Origin of the sequence: Bdellovibrio bacteriovorus (assembly GCF_002208115.1) — a bacterium.
In the GTDB taxonomy this organism is placed as follows: domain Bacteria; phylum Bdellovibrionota; class Bdellovibrionia; order Bdellovibrionales; family Bdellovibrionaceae; genus Bdellovibrio; species Bdellovibrio bacteriovorus_C.
Window position 1 is genome coordinate 1293407 of the sequence record NZ_CP020946.1, and the last position, 18551, is coordinate 1311957.

At 51.9% G+C, this 18551-nt stretch carries 12 protein-coding genes; 9 read left to right on the top strand and 3 right to left on the bottom strand.

Annotation, left to right across the window (positions count from 1 at the left end):
* Nucleotides 1-52 precede the first annotated feature (52 nt).
* Genes B9G79_RS06340 through B9G79_RS06350 form a run of 3 tightly spaced genes read right to left on the bottom strand, consistent with a single transcriptional unit; the run spans nucleotide 53 to nucleotide 2443 of the window.
* Nucleotides 53-697, bottom strand: coding sequence for a Crp/Fnr family transcriptional regulator (locus B9G79_RS06340; protein WP_011164989.1), 645 nt, complete (start codon nucleotides 695-697; stop codon nucleotides 53-55).
* A gap of 10 nt (nucleotides 698-707) precedes the next feature.
* Entirely contained in the window at nucleotides 708-1409 is a 702-nt protein-coding gene (locus B9G79_RS06345; protein ID WP_038449816.1) for a Crp/Fnr family transcriptional regulator, read from the bottom strand.
* 41 nt (nucleotides 1410-1450) lie between these two features.
* Complete coding sequence (locus B9G79_RS06350; RefSeq protein ID WP_088564774.1) at nucleotides 1451-2443, bottom strand: hypothetical protein; 993 nt, start codon at nucleotides 2441-2443, stop codon at nucleotides 1451-1453.
* A gap of 116 nt (nucleotides 2444-2559) precedes the next feature.
* Between B9G79_RS06350 and B9G79_RS06355 the strand changes: the two genes are divergently transcribed.
* The 9 genes from B9G79_RS06355 to B9G79_RS06395 all read left to right on the top strand — a co-directional run bounded on the left by B9G79_RS06355 (nucleotide 2560) and on the right by B9G79_RS06395 (nucleotide 18536).
* A complete protein-coding gene (locus B9G79_RS06355) occupies nucleotides 2560-3405 on the top strand; it encodes an HNH endonuclease family protein (protein ID WP_088564775.1) in 846 nt (281 codons plus the stop codon).
* Nucleotides 3406-3503: 98 nt separating this feature from the next.
* Nucleotides 3504-4235 carry a hypothetical protein gene (locus B9G79_RS06360; RefSeq protein WP_088564776.1) on the top strand — a complete coding sequence of 244 codons (732 nt, stop codon included), beginning with the start codon at nucleotides 3504-3506 and terminating at the stop codon, nucleotides 4233-4235.
* The gene (locus B9G79_RS06365; protein ID WP_011164984.1) at nucleotides 4232-4525 is read left to right on the top strand and encodes a hypothetical protein; all 294 of its coding nucleotides are present in this window, start codon (nucleotides 4232-4234) and stop codon (nucleotides 4523-4525) included. Before B9G79_RS06360 ends, B9G79_RS06365 begins: the two co-directional genes overlap by 4 nt.
* An 82-nt stretch (nucleotides 4526-4607) precedes the next feature.
* Complete coding sequence (locus B9G79_RS06370) at nucleotides 4608-5897, top strand: putative Na+/H+ antiporter (RefSeq protein WP_011164983.1); 1290 nt, start codon at nucleotides 4608-4610, stop codon at nucleotides 5895-5897.
* An 84-nt stretch (nucleotides 5898-5981) separates the two neighbouring features.
* A complete protein-coding gene (locus B9G79_RS06375) occupies nucleotides 5982-7793 on the top strand; it encodes a PAS domain S-box protein (protein WP_088564777.1) in 1812 nt (603 codons plus the stop codon).
* A gap of 238 nt (nucleotides 7794-8031) precedes the next feature.
* Entirely contained in the window at nucleotides 8032-11718 is a 3687-nt protein-coding gene (locus B9G79_RS06380) for an ABC transporter transmembrane domain-containing protein (RefSeq protein WP_088564778.1), read from the top strand.
* A 123-nt stretch (nucleotides 11719-11841) separates the two neighbouring features.
* Nucleotides 11842-12960 (top strand): Gfo/Idh/MocA family protein, encoded by a 1119-nt coding sequence (locus B9G79_RS06385; protein ID WP_198298055.1) that lies wholly within the window; start codon nucleotides 11842-11844, stop codon nucleotides 12958-12960.
* Between the two features lie 148 nt (nucleotides 12961-13108).
* Nucleotides 13109-17104 carry a tail fiber domain-containing protein gene (locus tag B9G79_RS06390; RefSeq protein WP_088564780.1) on the top strand — a complete coding sequence of 1332 codons (3996 nt, stop codon included), beginning with the start codon at nucleotides 13109-13111 and terminating at the stop codon, nucleotides 17102-17104.
* A gap of 4 nt (nucleotides 17105-17108) precedes the next feature.
* Complete coding sequence (locus B9G79_RS06395) at nucleotides 17109-18536, top strand: fibrinogen-like YCDxxxxGGGW domain-containing protein (protein ID WP_088564781.1); 1428 nt, start codon at nucleotides 17109-17111, stop codon at nucleotides 18534-18536.
* Nucleotides 18537-18551: the final 15 nt, after the last annotated feature.

Sequence of the window (18551 nt, forward strand, 5' to 3'; positions counted from 1 at the left end):
AAAAAATCAAAAGAAGAGAGCTGAATTGTAGGGTCCAGAGAATCAACGGGGATTATTTGGGACTTTGCAGAATCTGAATTTGTTTGTGATTCATTTTGATCTGGCCTTCGTTTTCGAGTTCAGCCAGTGCGCGCGAAAAGGTTTCGGGTCTGAGACCCAGCATCAGCGCGACTTCGTGTTTTTTTCCACTCAGCTGCAGCAGTGGTTTGTTTTGCTCGCTTTGCAGGCGGCACAGATAGGACCACACACGCTCTTTTGCAGAAGGTGTGTTGATGTTTTCAATGACGTTGTTGAGGTTTGCCATCCAGCGCACCAAAGAGGCCACCACAGATTGATAGAGCAGAGGGTTTTTCTGCAGAATGTTTTGCAGTTCTTTTTTTGGCAGATAGAACACTTCGGTGGGTTCGGTGGTCGCTGCGGTGTCAGCCTGGCGATCCTGTCCCAATAGACTGCCTTCACCAAAAGTTTTTCCGGCGCCCAGAAGACCCAGCACGATCTCTTTCCCATTCGGAGAGATCTTTGAGATTTTCACAGTGCCCTTGGTGATCAGGAACAAACCTTTGGATTCGTCCTCCTGTTCAAACAGCAGGGCGTTCTTAGGATAGGTTTTTTTCTGAATGACGGAAAGAATCTGTTCAGTGACGTCTTCTTCCTGGGTGGAGCAGATCGGGCAGTTGTCGATGAAGCGTTTTTCCATAAAGGCCGCCTTAGCGAATCTCCGCGCGGTCTTTCAGACGGTCGCGGGAAAGAATGCGAATGCTGCGCCCATCTGTCTGGTCAATCAGGCCGTCTTTTTCAAACTGAGACAAGGTGCGAATCACGGTTTCTGGAGTTGTGCCGGCCCACTGGGCGATTTCCCGGCGTGTCCAGTTCTGATGTGCGAAGTGATCTTGCAGGAAGATCAGGGCTTCGGCGATGCGCTCGGAAGCGCCCTTATCCATTTGGTCCATCCATTTTTCCTCGGCCATTCGCAGGTCCTTGGAAATATGAGACAGAAGCTTCATGGCCAGTTCAGGATAACTTTTGAAGATGTTCATGATTTCGGCTTTGGGAACGAAGCACAGTTCGCAGTCTTCCACCGCCACAGCCGAAGCGTGGTAAGGCTCATTGGCAAACATAGAGCGATAGCCCAGGGTGCCGCCCGGTCCGACCAGACGCAGGGTGTGAGCCGCGCCGGATGCTGAGGTCACTTCCAATTTAACCAGACCAGACTGGATGGTGAAAATACCCAAAGGATCATTGCCGGAATAAAAAATGATCTGGCCGGCTTTGAAGCGGCAGGAAACACGGGCTTTTTCAACCATCAGCAGTACATCCGGATTGGAGCACAAAATGCTGTCCAAGCGGTTGCCACAGGTTTTGCAGGATTCAAGGTTGGGTTGAGGGCCGCATTCTTTTTTGATCGACATAGAGGCAGTCTATCAGAAAAACCCATTTTCGTCATGAAAGTTTATTGATACTGCAGTAAGGCTGAGTGCAACAAAAGACTGTCGTCGAGACCTTGGAATAGGGGCGTATTCAGGCGCAGGGCCGCATGGTGAGCTTCGTCCGGCAGTTTCCAGGTTTTTAAGCTGGACTCAAACAAACGCTGGAATTCGGCCTCTGAGGCTTCAGGCAGGGCTGCAGTCATGGCCAGGCCCTCCCGCCGTTTGAAGTAACCCAAAAGGACGGCCTTGAAGGTTTTCAGCAGATGCAGTGGGAAAGAGTTCATATCGGACATCAGATATTCAAATTCTTTTTTGAAAACCGGATCTGTCTGCAACATGGTCTGAATTTCTCTGAAGCCAAAGACCACCAGCAAATGACGGCTGAATTCAATTTGCGCACGGGCTTTGGCCGGGTCGGCGAAGAAATGGTCCGCGTGAATCAAGTCATGCACGATAAAACCCAGGACATCGCGCCCTTCCTCAACAAATTCCTGCATTTCCGTCAGGTCCTGCAGCATCGAAACACAGCGTTGGCCTTCGGTCTGCATGCTCAATACCTCTTTGGGTGTGGGCACATAAGACAGCAGGCGCAAGGGATAAAGCCCGCTTTCCCAGGCCATCAGGGATTGAGCCACGGACAGCGGAATAGAGCGCCAGCTGTGGGAGCAGAAATAGGTTAAAAGATCATCGGGGCGCTGAAAGCGGAGCAGGGACTTTGCCTGACGCAGGTCTTCAGGGAGGTCTTTTTGCAACAATTCGTAAAAGCTCTGGCAGCTCATTCGCGAATGTGCCGGAAGGTGGGCCAGGGGTTTGTTGTGCGGGCCTCCAAGAAAGTCTTTGGGGCGGCGTAAAAAGCTGAACACCAAAATGTAAATTGCCGCGATTTCCGCATCAGACAAGGATTTGCTCTGCCACAGACGCATAAAAACCTGCAGGCACTTGTGGGCCAGCGGGCTTGTGTTTTTCAGGAATTCGTCCTCCAGAAGACGATGACGGAATCGGCCGACGCGTAACATAATCGGATTTGTAGCGGAGCCGTTAACAGAAGTCTAACAAATAAACTCTTTGCCAAGGCCCTAATATCCTTTTCTAATAAGGAAACAACGATGCTCTAAAAGGATTTGGAGACTTCATGAAGAAAACGCTTCTTGTGATGATGTTGGTGGCCACCTCGGGAACTTCAAAGGCCCTGGCAGAAGAAAATCTCGCCAACCCCCGTTTCGATGACTATTACACAGTCAGGGAATCCATTTCCTCTCCTGCCGAAAACTTCACCGGTCCTTGGGACGCGGTTCAAAACCTGCTGCAGCAAAATGAAGAATTTTTCACCGAGCTTCGCACTCGTTTTTATTCTCTGGTGCGCTTTGATCATCACACCGACGGATACGGAAATGTCGGGGAGCGATACAACCGCGCCAAACATTTTGGTGGCTGGTTGAATGATCACCGTGATGAAGACTGCTACAATACGCGCGCCAAAGTTCTGATGCGTGATTCAGAGGTGCCTGTGGGCTTTGCCTCCAACGGCTGCACAGTTTCCACGGGGCAGTGGCAGGATCCGTATGGTGATCGCCAGTATTCCCGCGCCAGCGATATTCAGATTGATCACTTTGTGCCGTTGAAAAATGCCTATATCAGCGGCGCTCACAAGTGGAGCCGCACCAAACGCTGTCTTTACTCCAATTATCTGGGGAATGAATTCCATCTTCTGTCTGTTTTCGGAAAAGAGAACGCTTCCAAGAGTGACAAAACTCCGGAAGGATACATGCCGCCGAATCCGGGCTATCGTTGTCAGTATCTGGTGCAGTGGTTGAAGGTGAAAATGATCTGGTCGCTGGGGCTGACACCGCCGGAAAAGGACACGGTTTTGCGACTGGCCAGTGAAAACCGCTGTGACTTGAATGATTTTGTCTATAGCGAAGGGGACTTGCAGAATCAGCGCCGTTTTATGAATGAGAATATGGCTCTGTGCGAATAGGTTCACTCTGAGAATATGGAAAGATTAAGAAACAAATAAGGAGCGGATTTTCTCCTGATCCCCCTCAAATCCCCGCTCCGGGTGCCGATAAGAGCCTCATGAAAACAGTTCTTTTCTTATTCGGCCTATTCGGAGCCCTCGGGGCGGGAGCACAGGAAACCTGTCCCAACTCCAAAAGCACTGTCAAGGATCTGCAAAGTCTTTGCGATGAGCTTAATAAATCCAATCAGACCCACTGTAAAGTCAATGCGCCGGCGAAAACCGAGTCGGTGCCGACAATCACTTATGGGCTTTTAAGTGCCTCCGGAAAAATGAAGTCTCTGTTTGAGAAAATGGAAGGCATGCAAAAAGCCTTTCTGGCGGAAGCCGGAGGGTGTCCCGGGGGCTGTTCGCGCATCAATGCTCCGGTGGTTGAGATATCCACGCAACCCACTGCCGTGGTTAAACACGCTTCCTGCCCGGATCAATACACGGCGCTGAAACTCAGCTCCCAGGAACAACAGCGCTTTGCCATCGGCCAAAGCGGCGACTATTTCAAAAAATCATTCCGCCTGCGTGCGGATTCAAAAAAATGCCAGGAAGCGGCCACGACCTACGCGCAAGAAACCCTGATGGGTGAAAATGAACTGGGCTCATTCCTTGAGGACTCAAAATGCAAGTCGCCGTGCTCGTATTCATCCGTCATTCGTCTGAAAACCCGCAGCGCTGGCAAAGGCGAGTGTGCTGTGGATCTGGAGCTGGCTGTGCAGTGCGGTTCTCCGAAAAAAGACCGCGAGTGGCAGACTCAAGCCAAGTTGACCAAAACATTCAGCTGTGAGGTGGCACAATGAGAACCCTTTTGATTGTGTTGGTGATGTCGACATCCGTGGTTCACGCCGGCGTCTGCAAGGACTCCGATCAGGGGTTGATCCCGGAGGCCGCGGGCAAAGTCATTTATTCTTTGGGTGATGAGAATTGCCTGGGGGACAGCTGCTATCGTCAGGTGGTGAAAGAGTTTGACCGCTGTCTGGATTCGCAAAAGCTTTTGGAGTTTGCCTGTCAGCAGGGGGAAATCATGGAAAAAGAAATCCTCTGCGCGCCCGATCAAGCCTGCCGCCAAGGCGCTTGTGTCAAGAAGTAGCAGACTTGGACTCGGGGCAAAATCGCACGGGTTTTTCCGGTTCTGTTTGGCAGGGGTTTTTGTCTCTGTGTAATATGTCCGAATGACATACACAACGATTGAACTCATCGGAACAATTCTATTTGGTTTGGCAGTCATTCACACCTTTATGGTGGGGCGAATTTTAGCCTGGTCTCATCACTTCCCCAAAGATTCACTATGGAGCAACTTCCTGCACCTGCTGGGGGAGATTGAGGCGGTTTTTGCCATCTGGGCCGCCTTGTTCATGGCCATCTTTATCAGCCTGGAGGGCTGGACATCGGCTATGGATTATCAGAGCAATCTGAACTTTATTGAACCGTTCTTTATTTTTGCCATCATGGTGGTGTGCTCGACGCGCCCGGTGCTGGCGGCGGGACGCAAGGGGATTTTGTTCATTTCTTCCCTGATTCAAAAAGTCTTCCGCACACCGGCGGTTTTGACAGATATATTTGTCGTGCTGATTCTGGGGCCGCTCAGTGGCAGTTTTATCACTGAGCCTGCGGCAATGACAGTGACGGCGTTTATGCTGAATTCGATGCTGCAGAAAGAAAGCAGCAAGTTGATTTATGGCCTGATTGCCGTCTTGTTCGTGAATATTTCCATCGGCGGGGCGCTGACTCCGTTTGCCGCGCCTCCGATTCTGATGGTGGCGGGGAAATGGAACTGGGACTTTACCTTTGTCATGAGTAACTTTGGCTGGAAGAGTGCGATCGCGGTTGTGATCAACACCGCTCTTTTGATTGCGGTCTTCCGCAAGCAGTTGAGCGAGGGGTGTATCACTTTGCGTGAGGTGGAAACTCGTCTGGCGGGTTCGCAGGCGGCGATTCCTGTGCCGGTGACCTTGGTGCACTTGTTGTTCCTGACAGGGATTGTGGTGACTGCGCACTATCAGAATGCCTTTATGGGGATCTTCCTTTTGTTCCTGGGGGTGGCTGCGGTGACCCAGCGCTATCAGGATTCTTTGCGTTTGAAAGAAAGTCTGCTGGTGGCCATGTTCCTGGGCGGTATCATTCAGTTTGGCGCTTTCCAGAAGTGGTGGCTGGCGCCCTTGCTGGGCAGCATGAGTGATCTTTTGTTGTTTAAAGGTGCTGTGGGATTGACAGCGATCACCGACAACGCGGCTTTGACTTATCTCGGGTCCCAGGTGGAAGGATTGAGTGATTCCAGCAAATACGCGCTGGTGGCCGGGGCAATCGCCGGGGGGGGATTGACGATCATAGCCAACGCGCCGAATGCGGCCGGTTATTCTATTCTAAGCCACAAATTCCCGGGTGGGATCAAGCCTTTGAATCTTCTTGTTGCTGCTTTGGTGCCCACAACTGTGGCCGTTGTTTGTTTATGGCTGTTGTAAGACATTTGTAAACTGAGGTCCTAACTTGGAAGCCATCTGATTATCAGGTGGCTTTTTTGATTTTTACCCTGTTAAGATTTCTCAATGGAATCTCGTTACGAAGCCCTCTTTGAATTGTCCAATGACATGATTGGTGTCTTTGGCGAAGACTGGCGTCCGACAAAACTGAATAATGTTTGGTCGGAAGTTTTGGGATGGTCCCATGAAGAGTTGATGCAAATTCCTTTCAATGAGTTGATTCATCCCGAAGACGTCAAAAACATTGTCAGTCGTTATGAAAAAATCAGAAAAGGGGATGTGCTCCGCAACTTCCTGCTGCGCTATCGCTGCAAGGATGGTCACTATAAATTCCTGTCCTGGAACTATCAGTTTGATCCGGTCACCAACGAGGCTCTGTGTGTTGTCAAGGATACGACTCCGCAGAAAATCTTCACTGAGATTTCGGGTCAGGCCAACGCCGAGGCGCCGATCGGGACCTGGAGCATAGATCTGACTACAGGCAAACATTTCTGGTCCCGTGCTCTGTATGATATTTTCGAGGTGGATCCGGACACCTATGATCTGGACCGTCTGCGTGGATTTGAAATGATCGCCGAAAAAGACCGCTCCCTGATGATGGAAACTCATCGCCGTCTGATGGAGCAGGGGACGGACTATGACGTGGAAGTGACGGTTTGTTCCGGCAAGGGGCGGGTGTTCCCGGCCCGTGTGATGGGGACAGCGCTGCGGCAAGAGGGGCGCATCGTGCAGATCTATGGTCTGATGTACGACGTCGCCCAACGGCGGCATGTTGAAAAAGAGCTGCGCTATCAGCAGTTTTTGCTGAGGATGTTTTTGCAGTCGTCTCCGGCCATTGTTTACGTCAAGGATTTGCAGGGACGTTACCTGTTGGTCAGTCCAACTTTTGAAAATCTGGTCGGCAAGAGAAGTGTTGAGCTGGTTGGCAAAACAGATGCGCAGATCTTCGGTGTCGAGGACGCACGCAGGTTTTCCGATTCAGACAACCAGTTGATTCAAGAGCAGCAGCCGCGCAGCTACGAAGAAAAGCTGACCTTCCATGATGGCTCACAAAAATATTATCTGTCAGAAAAGTTTCCGTTGCGGGACGAAGATGGTCATCTAATTGCGATCGCCGGGGTTTCCACCGATATCACCGAGCTGCACCGCTACCAGCAGGAGTTGGAGCGTGCCAAAGAGGCGGCCGAAGCCGGCACTCGTGCCAAGTCGGAGTTCCTGGCCAACATGAGTCACGAAATTCGCACGCCGATGAACTCGATCATGGGTATGTCGGAGCTTTTGCTGGACACGGAGCTCAGTCCTGATCAGCGCCAGTTTGTGACAATTCTGACCCGGGCCTCTTCAAGTCTTTTGAACCTGATTAACGATATTCTGGATCTGTCCAAGATTGAGTCGGGTTTGATGGTGATTGAAAAAGTTCCGTTCAGCGTGCGGGAATCCGTGCGCCGGGCTTTGGAGCTTTTGATGATCCGTGCCGTGGAAAAGAAGCTGGATCTGAAGCTGGAAATCGATCCTCAGGTGCCCGAAAAGATTCTTGGCGATGCCACGCGCTTTCAGCAGGTGCTGATCAATCTGATTGGCAACGGCCTGAAATTCACCACTCACGGCGAGGTGCGGGTGCAATTGAAGGTGAACGGCCATCAGTTGTGGGTTGGGGTTAAGGACACGGGCATTGGCATGGCACCAGAGCAAATGCAGGGGCTCTTTACACGTTTTTCACAAGGGGATTCCTCGATCACGCGCCGCTTCGGTGGCACGGGCCTGGGCTTGAGTATCAGCAAGCAGCTGGTCGAGAAAATGGGCGGAACTATTGGTGTTACCAGTGAAATCGGCCATGGGTCGGTTTTCTACTTTACGCTACCTCTGGGATCAAAATAAGAGTCTTTGGTTTTTATTTTAGGAGGGGGCTAGACAAGCCCTTTTTCTTTGGATAGGCTTTAAACATCTCACACAAGAGAGGAGGACCACATGATTATGATGAATATCAGCTCACTGATGGGCCTTCTTCTGTCACAGTTCTAAGGTCATTTGTTCATTTAAGAACTGATCTTATTCTTCTGCACAATTAAATATTTGACTGTTTTTTTCGCCCGTTTGGGGCAGTTATGGATTCGTTATGAATTTTTTCAGACGTTTGTTGTTCACTGATGTCATGCCATTGGTGAAGTTGGCGAAAACGAAAAATATCGAGGAAAGTGATCTGCTGGCACTGCCGCAGGAACTGAATCCTCAGCATATTAAGGTAGATATGCAGGAAATCAGCTGGAAGTCCCCACGGGCTCTGCTGTTTTCTTTGATCCCCGCTTTGCGTGATTTCACCCGACCTGCTTATATCTGGTATCTGGCCAGCTCCGTTTTGGCGCTGCTGTCACCGGTGTTCGTGAATCGTTTTATCGGGACTATTTCCGCCGGTGTGACAGCAGAGACTTTGCCGACGGCATTGATTTATGGTGTGGCGCTGGGTCTTTGCGGCTTTTTGTCGGGCCTGTGCATGCAGCACTATTTCTTCAATTCTTTGAAGGCCTACCAGGTTACGACCAATATTTTGAATGAGCGTCTGTTCAAGCACAGTTTGAAGCTCAGTCAAAAGTCGCGTCAGAAAAATCAGGTCGGTGATATCGTCAATCACATGAGTTCGGACAGTGACAATGTGTCTGACTTCCCGATGGTGTTTGGTGACTTGATTTCCGCAAGTTTCCTGATCATCGGGGTCGTGGCGATGCTGTTCTATTATATTGGCTGGTCGGCACTGGCGGCATTGGCTGTGCTGTTCATCCTGGCGCCATTAACCAATTACGTGGCGAAAAAATTCACGCATCTGGATGAAGAGATGATGGAACACCGGGACCGCCGGGTGACCCTGATGACTCAGGCGATGAATGCGATCCGCGTGGTGAAGTACTTTGCCTGGGAAAAGAGCGTTGCCAAGGAAGTCACCGAAGTCCGTGAAAAGGAACTGACCAGCCGTCGTCGTTTGGCCAAAGCCGAAGTGGTTTCAAGTCTGGGTTACCTGGCGGTGTCCACGCTGGTCTTGTTTGTGGCCTTGGCGGTGCATGCCTGGCGCGGGGAAAAGCTGGATGCGGCGGTGATCTTCACCTGTATTTCTTTGTTCGGTCTTTTGGAAGGTCCATTTGGTGATTTGTCCCGACTGATCTCCCGTGCAACGAATGCCAAAGTCGGTGCTCGTCGTATTTTGGACTATCTGAACGAGGACGAAGTTGAAATCTCGACTGAAGAGCGCACCGATGGCGCGGCCGTGGGTCTGCAGATGCAGCACCTGAGCCTTCGTCATGACGGGGCTGTTTCTGATGTGCTTCACGATGTGAACGTTCATGTGCCGGCGGGAAGTTCACTGGCCATCGTCGGACCTGTCGGGGCGGGGAAAAGCTCGCTTTTGATGTCGTTACTGGGCGAGGTGTCTCCGCGTGAGGGTTCGTTGCGCTTTGTGCCGGAAATGCCGGGACGTCCGCGCATGGCCTATGTGCCGCAGGAAGCATACATCGTAAATACTTCACTGCTGGAAAACCTGCAGTTCGGTGAAGAGGTTTCCAAAGAAGAGCTGCGTCGCGCTTTGCATAACAGCTGCCTGAGCCGCGACCTGAAAGAATGGTCCGGGGGACTTCGCACTGAGATCGGTGAAAAAGGCGTGAACCTGTCCGGCGGTCAGAAACAGCGTGTGGCCCTGGCCCGCGCGTTCTTGCGCAAACCGCAGATCGTGCTTTTGGATGATCCGTTGTCTGCAGTGGATGCGGATACGGAAAACCTGCTTTGTGAGCGTCTGATTTTTGGCGCCTGGAAAGACGTGACCCGCATTGTGGTCACGCACCGACTGGAGCATTTGGCGCAGTTTGATCAGGTGATCTATATCCAGCACGGACGAGTGCAGGGGCAGGGCACTTTCAGTGAGCTGGTGAAGACGTGTGCACCATTTGCAGAGTTCTATAAAGAGCACGGCAAAACTCAAGGTGAAGGGCACGAAGTGCGCCCGGCCGAAGCCGCTCAGGAAGCCGCGTCCATCAACACCGAGCTTGAAGCCAAAACGACCCGTGTGACCGAAGACGAGGATCGCGAAGTCGGTGCGGTGAAGGGTTCGGTGTATTGGGATTATATCAGTTCTTTGGGGGGTGACGGTAAATTCACCAAGCCATTGATTTTGGCGACGCTGCTTCTGGGAGCAACGGCGGCAACACTTCTGCCTTTGGCGCAGAAAGCCTGGCTTTCTTATTATTCCGGTCATCAGGCCGAGTGGGTGGCGTTGACGGCCATCGGGATTTACGGACTGATTGGCGTGCTGGTGCTGGTAGGTTCATTGCTGAATCACCTGTTCTGGCTGGATCGTGGTATTCGCGCCGGTAAAAACATGCACGACAAAATGCTGAAAAGTGTTTTGAGTTCCCCGGTACGCTTCTTTGATTCGACTCCGGTGGGACGTATTATTCAGCGCTTCTCGCGTGATGTGGAATCGGTGGACGTGTACCTGCAATGGAGCTTTGATTCGGCGGTTCACTGTGCGCTGCAGGTGATTGTATCGATTGTTTTGATTTTGGGTCTGATGCCTTTGATGGTGTTTGTGATTGCTCCGGTGATGGCGCTTTATTATGTGCTGCAACGGGACTATCGCCGTCCAGCCCGTGAAGTGAAGCGTTTTGACAGTGTTGCCAGATCGCCTCGTTATGCCCACTTCAAGGAGAGCCTTCAGGGGCTGGTGGTCATTCGCAGCTTTAACAAGGCGCCATGGTTCATGCAGAATTTCTATGCAAAACTTTCGCACAGCAATCGCATGTTCTATTCACACTACATGATCAACCGCTGGTTCTCTTCGCGCATTCCGCTGGTGGGTGGCCTGATTTCCATGGCGACTGCCGTGGGGGTCAGCTTGTCGGCCTATTATGGAGTGATGGATGCCGGAACTGCCGGCCTTGTGACGTTGTACTCGCTGTCCTTCTGGGGGTTCCTGAACTGGGGTGTTCGTATCTTTGCGGATATTGAATCGCGCATGACATCGATTGAACGTTTGAAGTTCTTCTCGAACCTGCCGGGGGAAGTGTCCGTTCTGAAACCGATGCCTGAACCGCTGCGCCCGACGTGGCCGGAGTTCGGTGAAATCTCTGTCGAAGGCCTGAAAGTGCGCTATGCAAGTCATCTGCCGTTGGTTTTGAAAGGAATCACTTTCAAAGTTGAGGCGGGAAGTCGCGTGGGCATTATCGGACGGACAGGTTCTGGTAAAAGCACGTTCTTCCAGTCACTGTTCCGCTTTATTGAGGCGGAAGAGGGCAGCATCAGCATTGACGGTGTGAACACCGCCAGTGTGCCTCTGGAAAAACTGCGTCGCAGTCTTGCGATCATTCCGCAGGATCCGACTCTGTTTATGGGGACGATTCGCAATAATCTGGATCGTTACAACGAGTATTCAGATGACGAGGTGATGGGCGCACTGACACATGCTTCCATGTGGGACTATGTGCAAAGTCTGCCGCAAGGCATGAACTCGGCCGTGGCCGAAGGTGGTTTGAACTTAAGTCAGGGACAGCGTCAGTTGCTGTGTCTGGCAAGGGCTCTGCTGACCAAGGCGCGGGTGATCGTGATGGATGAAGCCACCGCCAGCGTGGATGTGCAGACGGATGCTCTTTTACAGAAAGTCATTCGCACCTCCTTTGCCGGGGTGACGATGTTGATCATCGCCCACCGTCTGGGAACGATCGCCGACTGTGATCAGATCGTGGAAATTTCAGCAGGCGAGGTGAAATCCATTCGTCGGCCGACAGAATTTTCAAAGGAAGAGATCGAAGAAAGTCTGGTGTAATTTCAGACTTTTGCAGATAAACAAAAGGCCCTCTGGTTTCTTGGCAAACCCGGGGGCCTTGTTGTTTTTATGGCCGAAAAAGCCTTTTATTATTCTGGGATGTGATCCTTGAAGGAGGTTTCAGTGGCCGTAAAACAAATTGATAAAATTCGTTATGCTGTTGTCGGGCTTGGGCATATTGCCCAGAACGCGGTCCTGCCGGGATTTACCCAGTCCAAGGCCAACTCGGAACTGGTGGCGCTGGTGTCCGGGGACGAAGTCAAGCTTCAGAAACTTTCCAAAGAATATAATGTGGACTACACCTTCGATTATTCCGATTACCGCAAGATGCTTTATTCGGGGCTGATTGATGCCGTTTATATTTCTCTTCCCAACGACATGCATGCGCGCTTTGCGGTGGAAGCGATGCAGGCCGGAGTTCACGTCCTGTGTGAAAAACCTTTGGCCATGTCGGTTGAAGACGCCAAGGTCATGGCTCAAGTCAGTGAAAAAACCGGCAGTCGCCTGATGACGGCCTACCGCCTGCACTTTCAGCGCGCCAATTTAAAAGCCATCGAAATTGCCAGGTCAGGCCAGGTGGGTGACGTGAGATTCTTTAATTCCGTCTTCAGCATGCGGGTGAAAGAAGGGAATGTGCGCACCAGTCGCACCAAAGGCGGAGGTCCGCTTTATGATATCGGCATCTATTGCATCAACGCGGTTAGAGGCTTTTTTGGTGAATTGCCGGAAGAGGTTTTTGCCTTTGCCCATCAGGGATTTGATCAGCGTTCCACAGAGGTGGATGAAATGCTTTCGGTGGTGATGAAGTTTTCCGGCGGGCGTATGGCGACCTTTATCTGCAGTTTCAGCGGTCACCATCAGGCGGCTTTTGATGTGGTGGGAACCACCGGGTGTCTGCGCCTGGAAAATGCCTATGAATATTTTGATGACATGACCCTGCATTTCAGTCGGGTGAATGCGGCGCCTCGCAAGTACAAGTTTAAAAAAAGTGATCAGTTCGGGCCGGAGATCGTGTATTTCTCGGACTGCCTTATCAATAAAAAACACCCCGAGCCGAACGCCACAGAAGGGGTGCTGGACTTGATGGTGATTGAAGCCATCATGAAGTCAGTGAAATTGCGAAAGCCGGTAACCTTGACGGCACTTAGCAAGACTTTGCATCCCACTTTGCGACAGGCACTTCGCCGTCCGGCGGTTGAAAAACCTTTCACGATTCATGTGGAAGCCCCGTCGATGGACTAGGTCGATTCCCAATTTAGGTCGGGGTTTGTGTCTGATTCTGAGACAAAACCCTGCTGAAATATGTAACAAAGGTTCGTAAATAGCGAGATACTCCAAGGATTTTGCGAATGTAATTCAGAGTCAGATTATAAATGCCGATATATTACGTATGAAAAACTACGGAACGTTAACGGCACTTTTCTTTGTTAGCCTCTTAACAACGGTGGCTCATGCCAGTCCGGCGGCGCTGACTTATCAGGGACGCATCGTTAAAAGCAGTGGGGCACCGCTGGAATACAATGCGGTCGCCTTCCAGTTTGAAATTCTGGCGCCGAATAAAGTCTGCGTTCTTTACCGCGAGCAACTTAATCACATCGACATGACGAATTCAGGCGGGGTCTTCGACGTTAAGATCGGGGCTTCGCACAGTTATCCGGCAGCGCCGACATTCACAATTCTGGATGCTTTTAACAACGGCAATCCTTTCACGTGTGACGGCGGTTCTCCTTACAACCCGGGACTGACTGATGGGCGTTTCCTGCGTGTGAAATTCCACGATGGGGCTCAGTGGCAGACGATTTCTCCGGACAATGAAATCCGCACGGTTCCTTTTGCAGGTTTTGCTTCTTCCGCTGCGACTTTGGGTTCGCATGTGGCAACTGACTTTGTGATGAAAACGGAAGTTAACGCTGGTGCTGATTGCGGTGCCGGCAGCTTCCTGACTTGGAATGCGGCGACCAAAGAATTTGGTTGTGCGGGTGTGTCTGGTGCCAGCGGCGGAACGGTTCAGTCCGTGGGGGCATCTGCTGGCAGCAATCCTTATCTGACAGTTTCAGCAGATACGGTGAATCCGGTGATCACGTTGAACGTGGGCACTGTGGCTGGCACCGTGGCGGCGGGTAATGATGCGCGCTTTAGTGATGCGCGTACTCCGACGGGTGCTGCGGGGGGTGCTTTGACGGGCACTTATCCTAATCCGGGTCTTGCTGACAATGCGGTGACGACTCCTAAAATTGCCGCAGGCGCGGTTTCCACCGAAAAGCTTTTTGCCAATCCGGGCATCAGCCGTCTGGTGATGACGGATTCTTCGACGGGCGCGACGCTGGCTCCGCTGTCTTGTGGTGCCAATCAGTTGCTGACCTGGTCTGTGGCTTTGGGCTGGCAGTGCACAAATCAAACTTCGCTGGCTGTGGGATCGGCAACTCAAGCGACGAACTTCCTGGGAAGTCTTGCCGGGGATGTGACGGGCACTCAGGGTGCGACGGTGGTTGGTCAGATTAAAGGTTACCCTCTGGATTTCACGGTAGCTCCAACCAACAATCAGGTTCTGAAATTCAACGGCACCAGTTGGTATGCGGCCGCAGACAGCAATGCCGGCGGTACGGTCACGAATGTGACAGGCACTGCGCCGATTTCTGTGGCGACAGGCACGACGACCCCGGTGATCTCGATTTCTCAAGCGAACACAACGACAAACGGTTACTTGTCTTCAGCGGACTGGAACACCTTTAATGGAAAACAAAATGCGCTGGGCTTCACACCGCTGAATCCAGCAAATAATTTGAGCGAGCTGACGGCAACAGCTACGACAGCCCGTACCAATCTGGGTTTGGGAACTGCGGCCGTGAAAGATGCTCCGGCGGCCGGGGACGCGACAGCGGCTCAAGTGGTGCTGGGGAATGATTCGCGCCTGACGAACTCTCGTGCTCCATCGGGTGCAGCGGGCGGAGATCTGACCGGCACTTATCCGAATCCGACGCTGGCGAATGTGGTGACGGCTGGTACCGGAACGAAAATCACTTATGATGCTAAAGGGCGCGTGACCTCATCCGCTGGCCTTGCGGCGGGCGACATCCCGAATCTGGATTGGTCTAAGATCACCTCCGGCAAGCCGACAACATTGTCAGGTTATGGCATCACCGATTCATTGGTTTCAAATGCCGGTGGTTCACCAAGCATTCAGTCCGGTACCGATGCTGCAAAACCTGCCAGTCCGGCGGCTGGCGCGATTTATTTCGCTTCTGATACGAAAGTAATTTATCAGTATAATGCCGGTTCTTGGGTGGCGATTGCTTCTTCCGCAGGTGCGGGTGGTACCATCACGGCCCTTACAGGTGATGTGACGGCTTCTGGTAATGGCACAGTCAGCGCGACAGTAAACTCTGTTGGCGGCTCTTCAGCGGCAAATATCAATACCGCAACTGTGGCGGCCAATGCTGCGACAAACTTGAATACTGCAAGTACGATTGTTAAACGCGATGGGTCCGGTAATTTTGCAGCCGGAGCGATCAGCGCGGGCTCTGTGGTTCTGCGTGACACGGGCTCCAACACGGTGACTTTGCAGGCTCCAAACACTGTGACGACTTCTTATGTGTTGAGATTCCCGGCGGCGGTGGGCTCAGCCAACCAGGTATTGACGACGGATGCTTCGGGAAATCTTTCCTGGACGACTCCGGCCGTGACTTCAGGTGTGGCGGTGACTTCTCCGATTGTGAACTCGGGCACGGCGGCGGCTCCGAATATCGGTATTCAACAGGCCAACGGTTCTCAAGCCGGTTATCTGTCGGCGGCAGACTGGACAGCATTTAATTCAAAACAATCCACTTCTTTGGCTCCGGCCAATATTCTTGTGGGTAACGGTTCCAGTGTGGCGACGGCGGTGGCTCCATCGGGCGATGTGAGTATGACGAACGCGGGTGCCTTTACCGTGACCAAGGTTCAAAGCACGGCGGTTAGCAGCACGGCGCCAACGGCGGCGGGTCAGGTTCTTCGTTATAACGGGACAACTCAATATGCACCGGCCTTCTTGCAACTGGGTGATTTGCGCTCGACGATCACTCCGTTTGGTGGGGTGTTTGCAAGCACGGCTTGTACGACTTCTCAGACTATGTATTACAATGCAGCGACCGACACGTTCCTGTGTCAGTCGATTTCGGTGACGGCGGCTAACTTTGCCAATCAGGCGCAGAACTCATTCTTCGCGGGTCCTTCTACAGGTGGTGCAGGGGCGCCAGCATTCCGCGCCATTGCGGCTGCGGATCTTCCGACTGTGGGTACAGCAGGAACCTATCGTTCTGTGACGACAGACGCCTATGGCCGTGTGACCGCAGGAACAAATCCAACGACGGCCAGCGGGTATGGTTTGACGGATGTCTTTGTCAATGGCGGCAACAGCTTCGGTGCTGCGGCGATAGTGGGAACAAACGATGCTCAGAGTCTGCAGTTTGAAACCGCCGGTACAGTGAAAATGACGGTGGACATTGCAGGCAATGTGGGTGTCGGAACCGCTTCGCCAATTACTCCACTGCATGTCAATGGTGCGGCCATCATCGGAACCGGAAATACGACTTTCACCAATGCCTCCAACTGGGTGTTTGGCTCTTCCAATTCGATCACGAACTCGGGTGGGGGTAATGCTTCTTCGATGAATATTGTGGGCTCTAGCAATGCTATCATCACAAATTTACTGAACTTCAGCTACAGTCTGGATGTGTTTGGTCGCAGCAATACCGTGAATGCCAACTCGGGGAATTCCGTGGTGATCGGGCGCAGCAATAATGTGACTTCATCCAACTCGGTGACTATCGGTAACAGTATAACCAACAGCGTGCTTGGTTCTTTGCAAATGGGTATCAGTAACACCGCGAAGATGACCATTCTTAGCTCGGGTTACTTCGGTATCAATACGACGACACCAAGTGTGGCCCTGGAAGTAAACGGCGACGTGAAAGCTGCTTCCTATCTTTACACTTCCGATGCGCGCCTGAAAAAAGACGTTGTGACTTTGCCGATGGCACTGGAAAACGTGCTGAAACTTCGTGGGGTGAATTTCGTCTGGAAGAACAACGGCGAAAAGACCATGGGTTTCATCGCGCAGGAAGTGGAAGCAGTTTATCCTGAACTGGTTCGCACCGACAAACAGTCCGGATATAAAGCCGTTCAATACGGAAATATCGTGGCAGTTCTGGTAGAAGCCCTGAAACAGGAACACGCAGAACGTCTGCAGGACAAAGAGCTTTGCCAAGGGCAGATTGCCCAGGTGTCCCGCGGTCTGGCCAGCGTGAATGAATCTTCCGACAGCCGTTTGAAAAAACTGGAACAGGAAAATCAGGATCTGAAAGCACGTCTGGAGCGTCTGGAAAAAGCTTTGTTGAACGGAAAATAAGACTGTGAAGATCATCGGAAAGATCGCCTTCATTCTAGCCGTGTCACCTTTGCTGGTGGCACTGAACACCCAGGACACAGGTCACAGGGTGAATCGTGGCACCACCAAAGCCATCCATGCCCATAACGTCTGCAAGAAAGTGGTCAATGCCACGGCCGACAAAGATTTCTTTGTTCCGACCAAAACGGCGGCAGAGTGGACGGCGTTTCGGGCCGCTACGATCACCAGTGTCTCTTTGACCAAGTGTGGTTCCTGTCTGGATATTTTGAACAACAACGGTTCTGAAGGGGATGGGATCTATTACATCGATCCCACGGGCAGTTCTCCGTATCCCGTTTACTGTGACATGACCACCGATGGTGGGGGATGGACCCGGATTTTCAAACACAATATCTCCGGCGGGTATTTTACTGATGCGACGGATGCCAGCAGTAAAAACACGACCACTCCGACAGCGGATCTGTATTCCATTCTTAATAAAATCGATCACTTTAAAACTCCCGGCAACAAGTATCAGTTCCGACTGACCTGGCCTGGAGAAAACTTAAAAAACATCTGGTTTCAAACCACTAACCCCACGGCCGACGTGAATGTGGCCGGCTATAAGACTGTCTTTGTTCAGGGTTATACCAACTATTGGGGTGGACTTGAATTGGGGAACGGCGCTCATGGCCCTGCGCAAACATCGTCGTATCTGGAAGGTTCAGTGAATCACGTGAACTGGTTTTATTCCGTTGGTGCCTATGTGGTTTGGGGCACAACTCCACCGGGGATTCCGGCTTCTGATGTGCTTGGTGCAAGCCATGGGGTGCAGGAAGTGAATCTGTGGATGAAAGAAGATGACACTCACACGGTCTATAATTCCTGTAAAGCGATCCTGGATGCCGGGGCCTCCAAAGGTGACGGAATCTATACGATCGATATTGACGGAGCCGGAGCCACAGCGCCTTATGAGGTCTTCTGCGACATGACCACCTCCGGCGGGGGCTGGACACTGGTGGCATACTCCAACGGCACGGTCACGGGCACAACACCGAATGATTTCTTTGTGAATACCTACAATCTGGCGGCGGCGGGTAAACACATAATGCCGACGCAGCAGGCTTCCGTGAATCCTGAAGCGTTTTCCATTGCAGTGAACACGACGGATGCCATGTTTGTTTCCCCGTCTTACAACAGTGGAGCTCCAATCATTGATCTGGCTGGCGGCAACTGGAACTATAACAATACCAAGTGTACCGGGAATTTGCGCCACACCAGCCGAACTGCCGGGTGCGCCGGGCAAAATGCCAATGACAATTACAATTCTTCCGATGCGTTTAACATAGCATTTAATTCCGGGAATGAGGGGATCGTGCCGACGTACAAAGCGACGGAGGTCTGCTACAGTGGCAAAGGAAACGCCTGTAACTTTAAATTCTATCTTCGCTAAGACGGGACGTGAACG

What these genes read in the sequence shown, in the direction of transcription:
- B9G79_RS06360 (WP_088564776.1), top strand. Translation starts at nt 3,504, where the DNA reads ATGAAAACAGTTCTTTTCTTATTCGGCCTATTCGGAGCCCTCGGGGCG.
- B9G79_RS06380 (WP_088564778.1), top strand. Translation starts at nt 8,032, where the DNA reads ATGAATTTTTTCAGACGTTTGTTGTTCACTGATGTCATGCCATTGGTG.
- B9G79_RS06390 (WP_088564780.1), top strand. Translation starts at nt 13,109, where the DNA reads ATGAAAAACTACGGAACGTTAACGGCACTTTTCTTTGTTAGCCTCTTA.
- B9G79_RS06350 (WP_088564774.1), bottom strand. Translation starts at nt 2,443, where the DNA reads ATGTTACGCGTCGGCCGATTCCGTCATCGTCTTCTGGAGGACGAATTC.
- B9G79_RS06340 (WP_011164989.1), bottom strand. Translation starts at nt 697, where the DNA reads ATGGAAAAACGCTTCATCGACAACTGCCCGATCTGCTCCACCCAGGAA.
- B9G79_RS06370 (WP_011164983.1), top strand. Translation starts at nt 4,608, where the DNA reads ATGACATACACAACGATTGAACTCATCGGAACAATTCTATTTGGTTTG.
- B9G79_RS06365 (WP_011164984.1), top strand. Translation starts at nt 4,232, where the DNA reads ATGAGAACCCTTTTGATTGTGTTGGTGATGTCGACATCCGTGGTTCAC.
- B9G79_RS06375 (WP_088564777.1), top strand. Translation starts at nt 5,982, where the DNA reads ATGGAATCTCGTTACGAAGCCCTCTTTGAATTGTCCAATGACATGATT.
- B9G79_RS06345 (WP_038449816.1), bottom strand. Translation starts at nt 1,409, where the DNA reads ATGTCGATCAAAAAAGAATGCGGCCCTCAACCCAACCTTGAATCCTGC.
- B9G79_RS06355 (WP_088564775.1), top strand. Translation starts at nt 2,560, where the DNA reads ATGAAGAAAACGCTTCTTGTGATGATGTTGGTGGCCACCTCGGGAACT.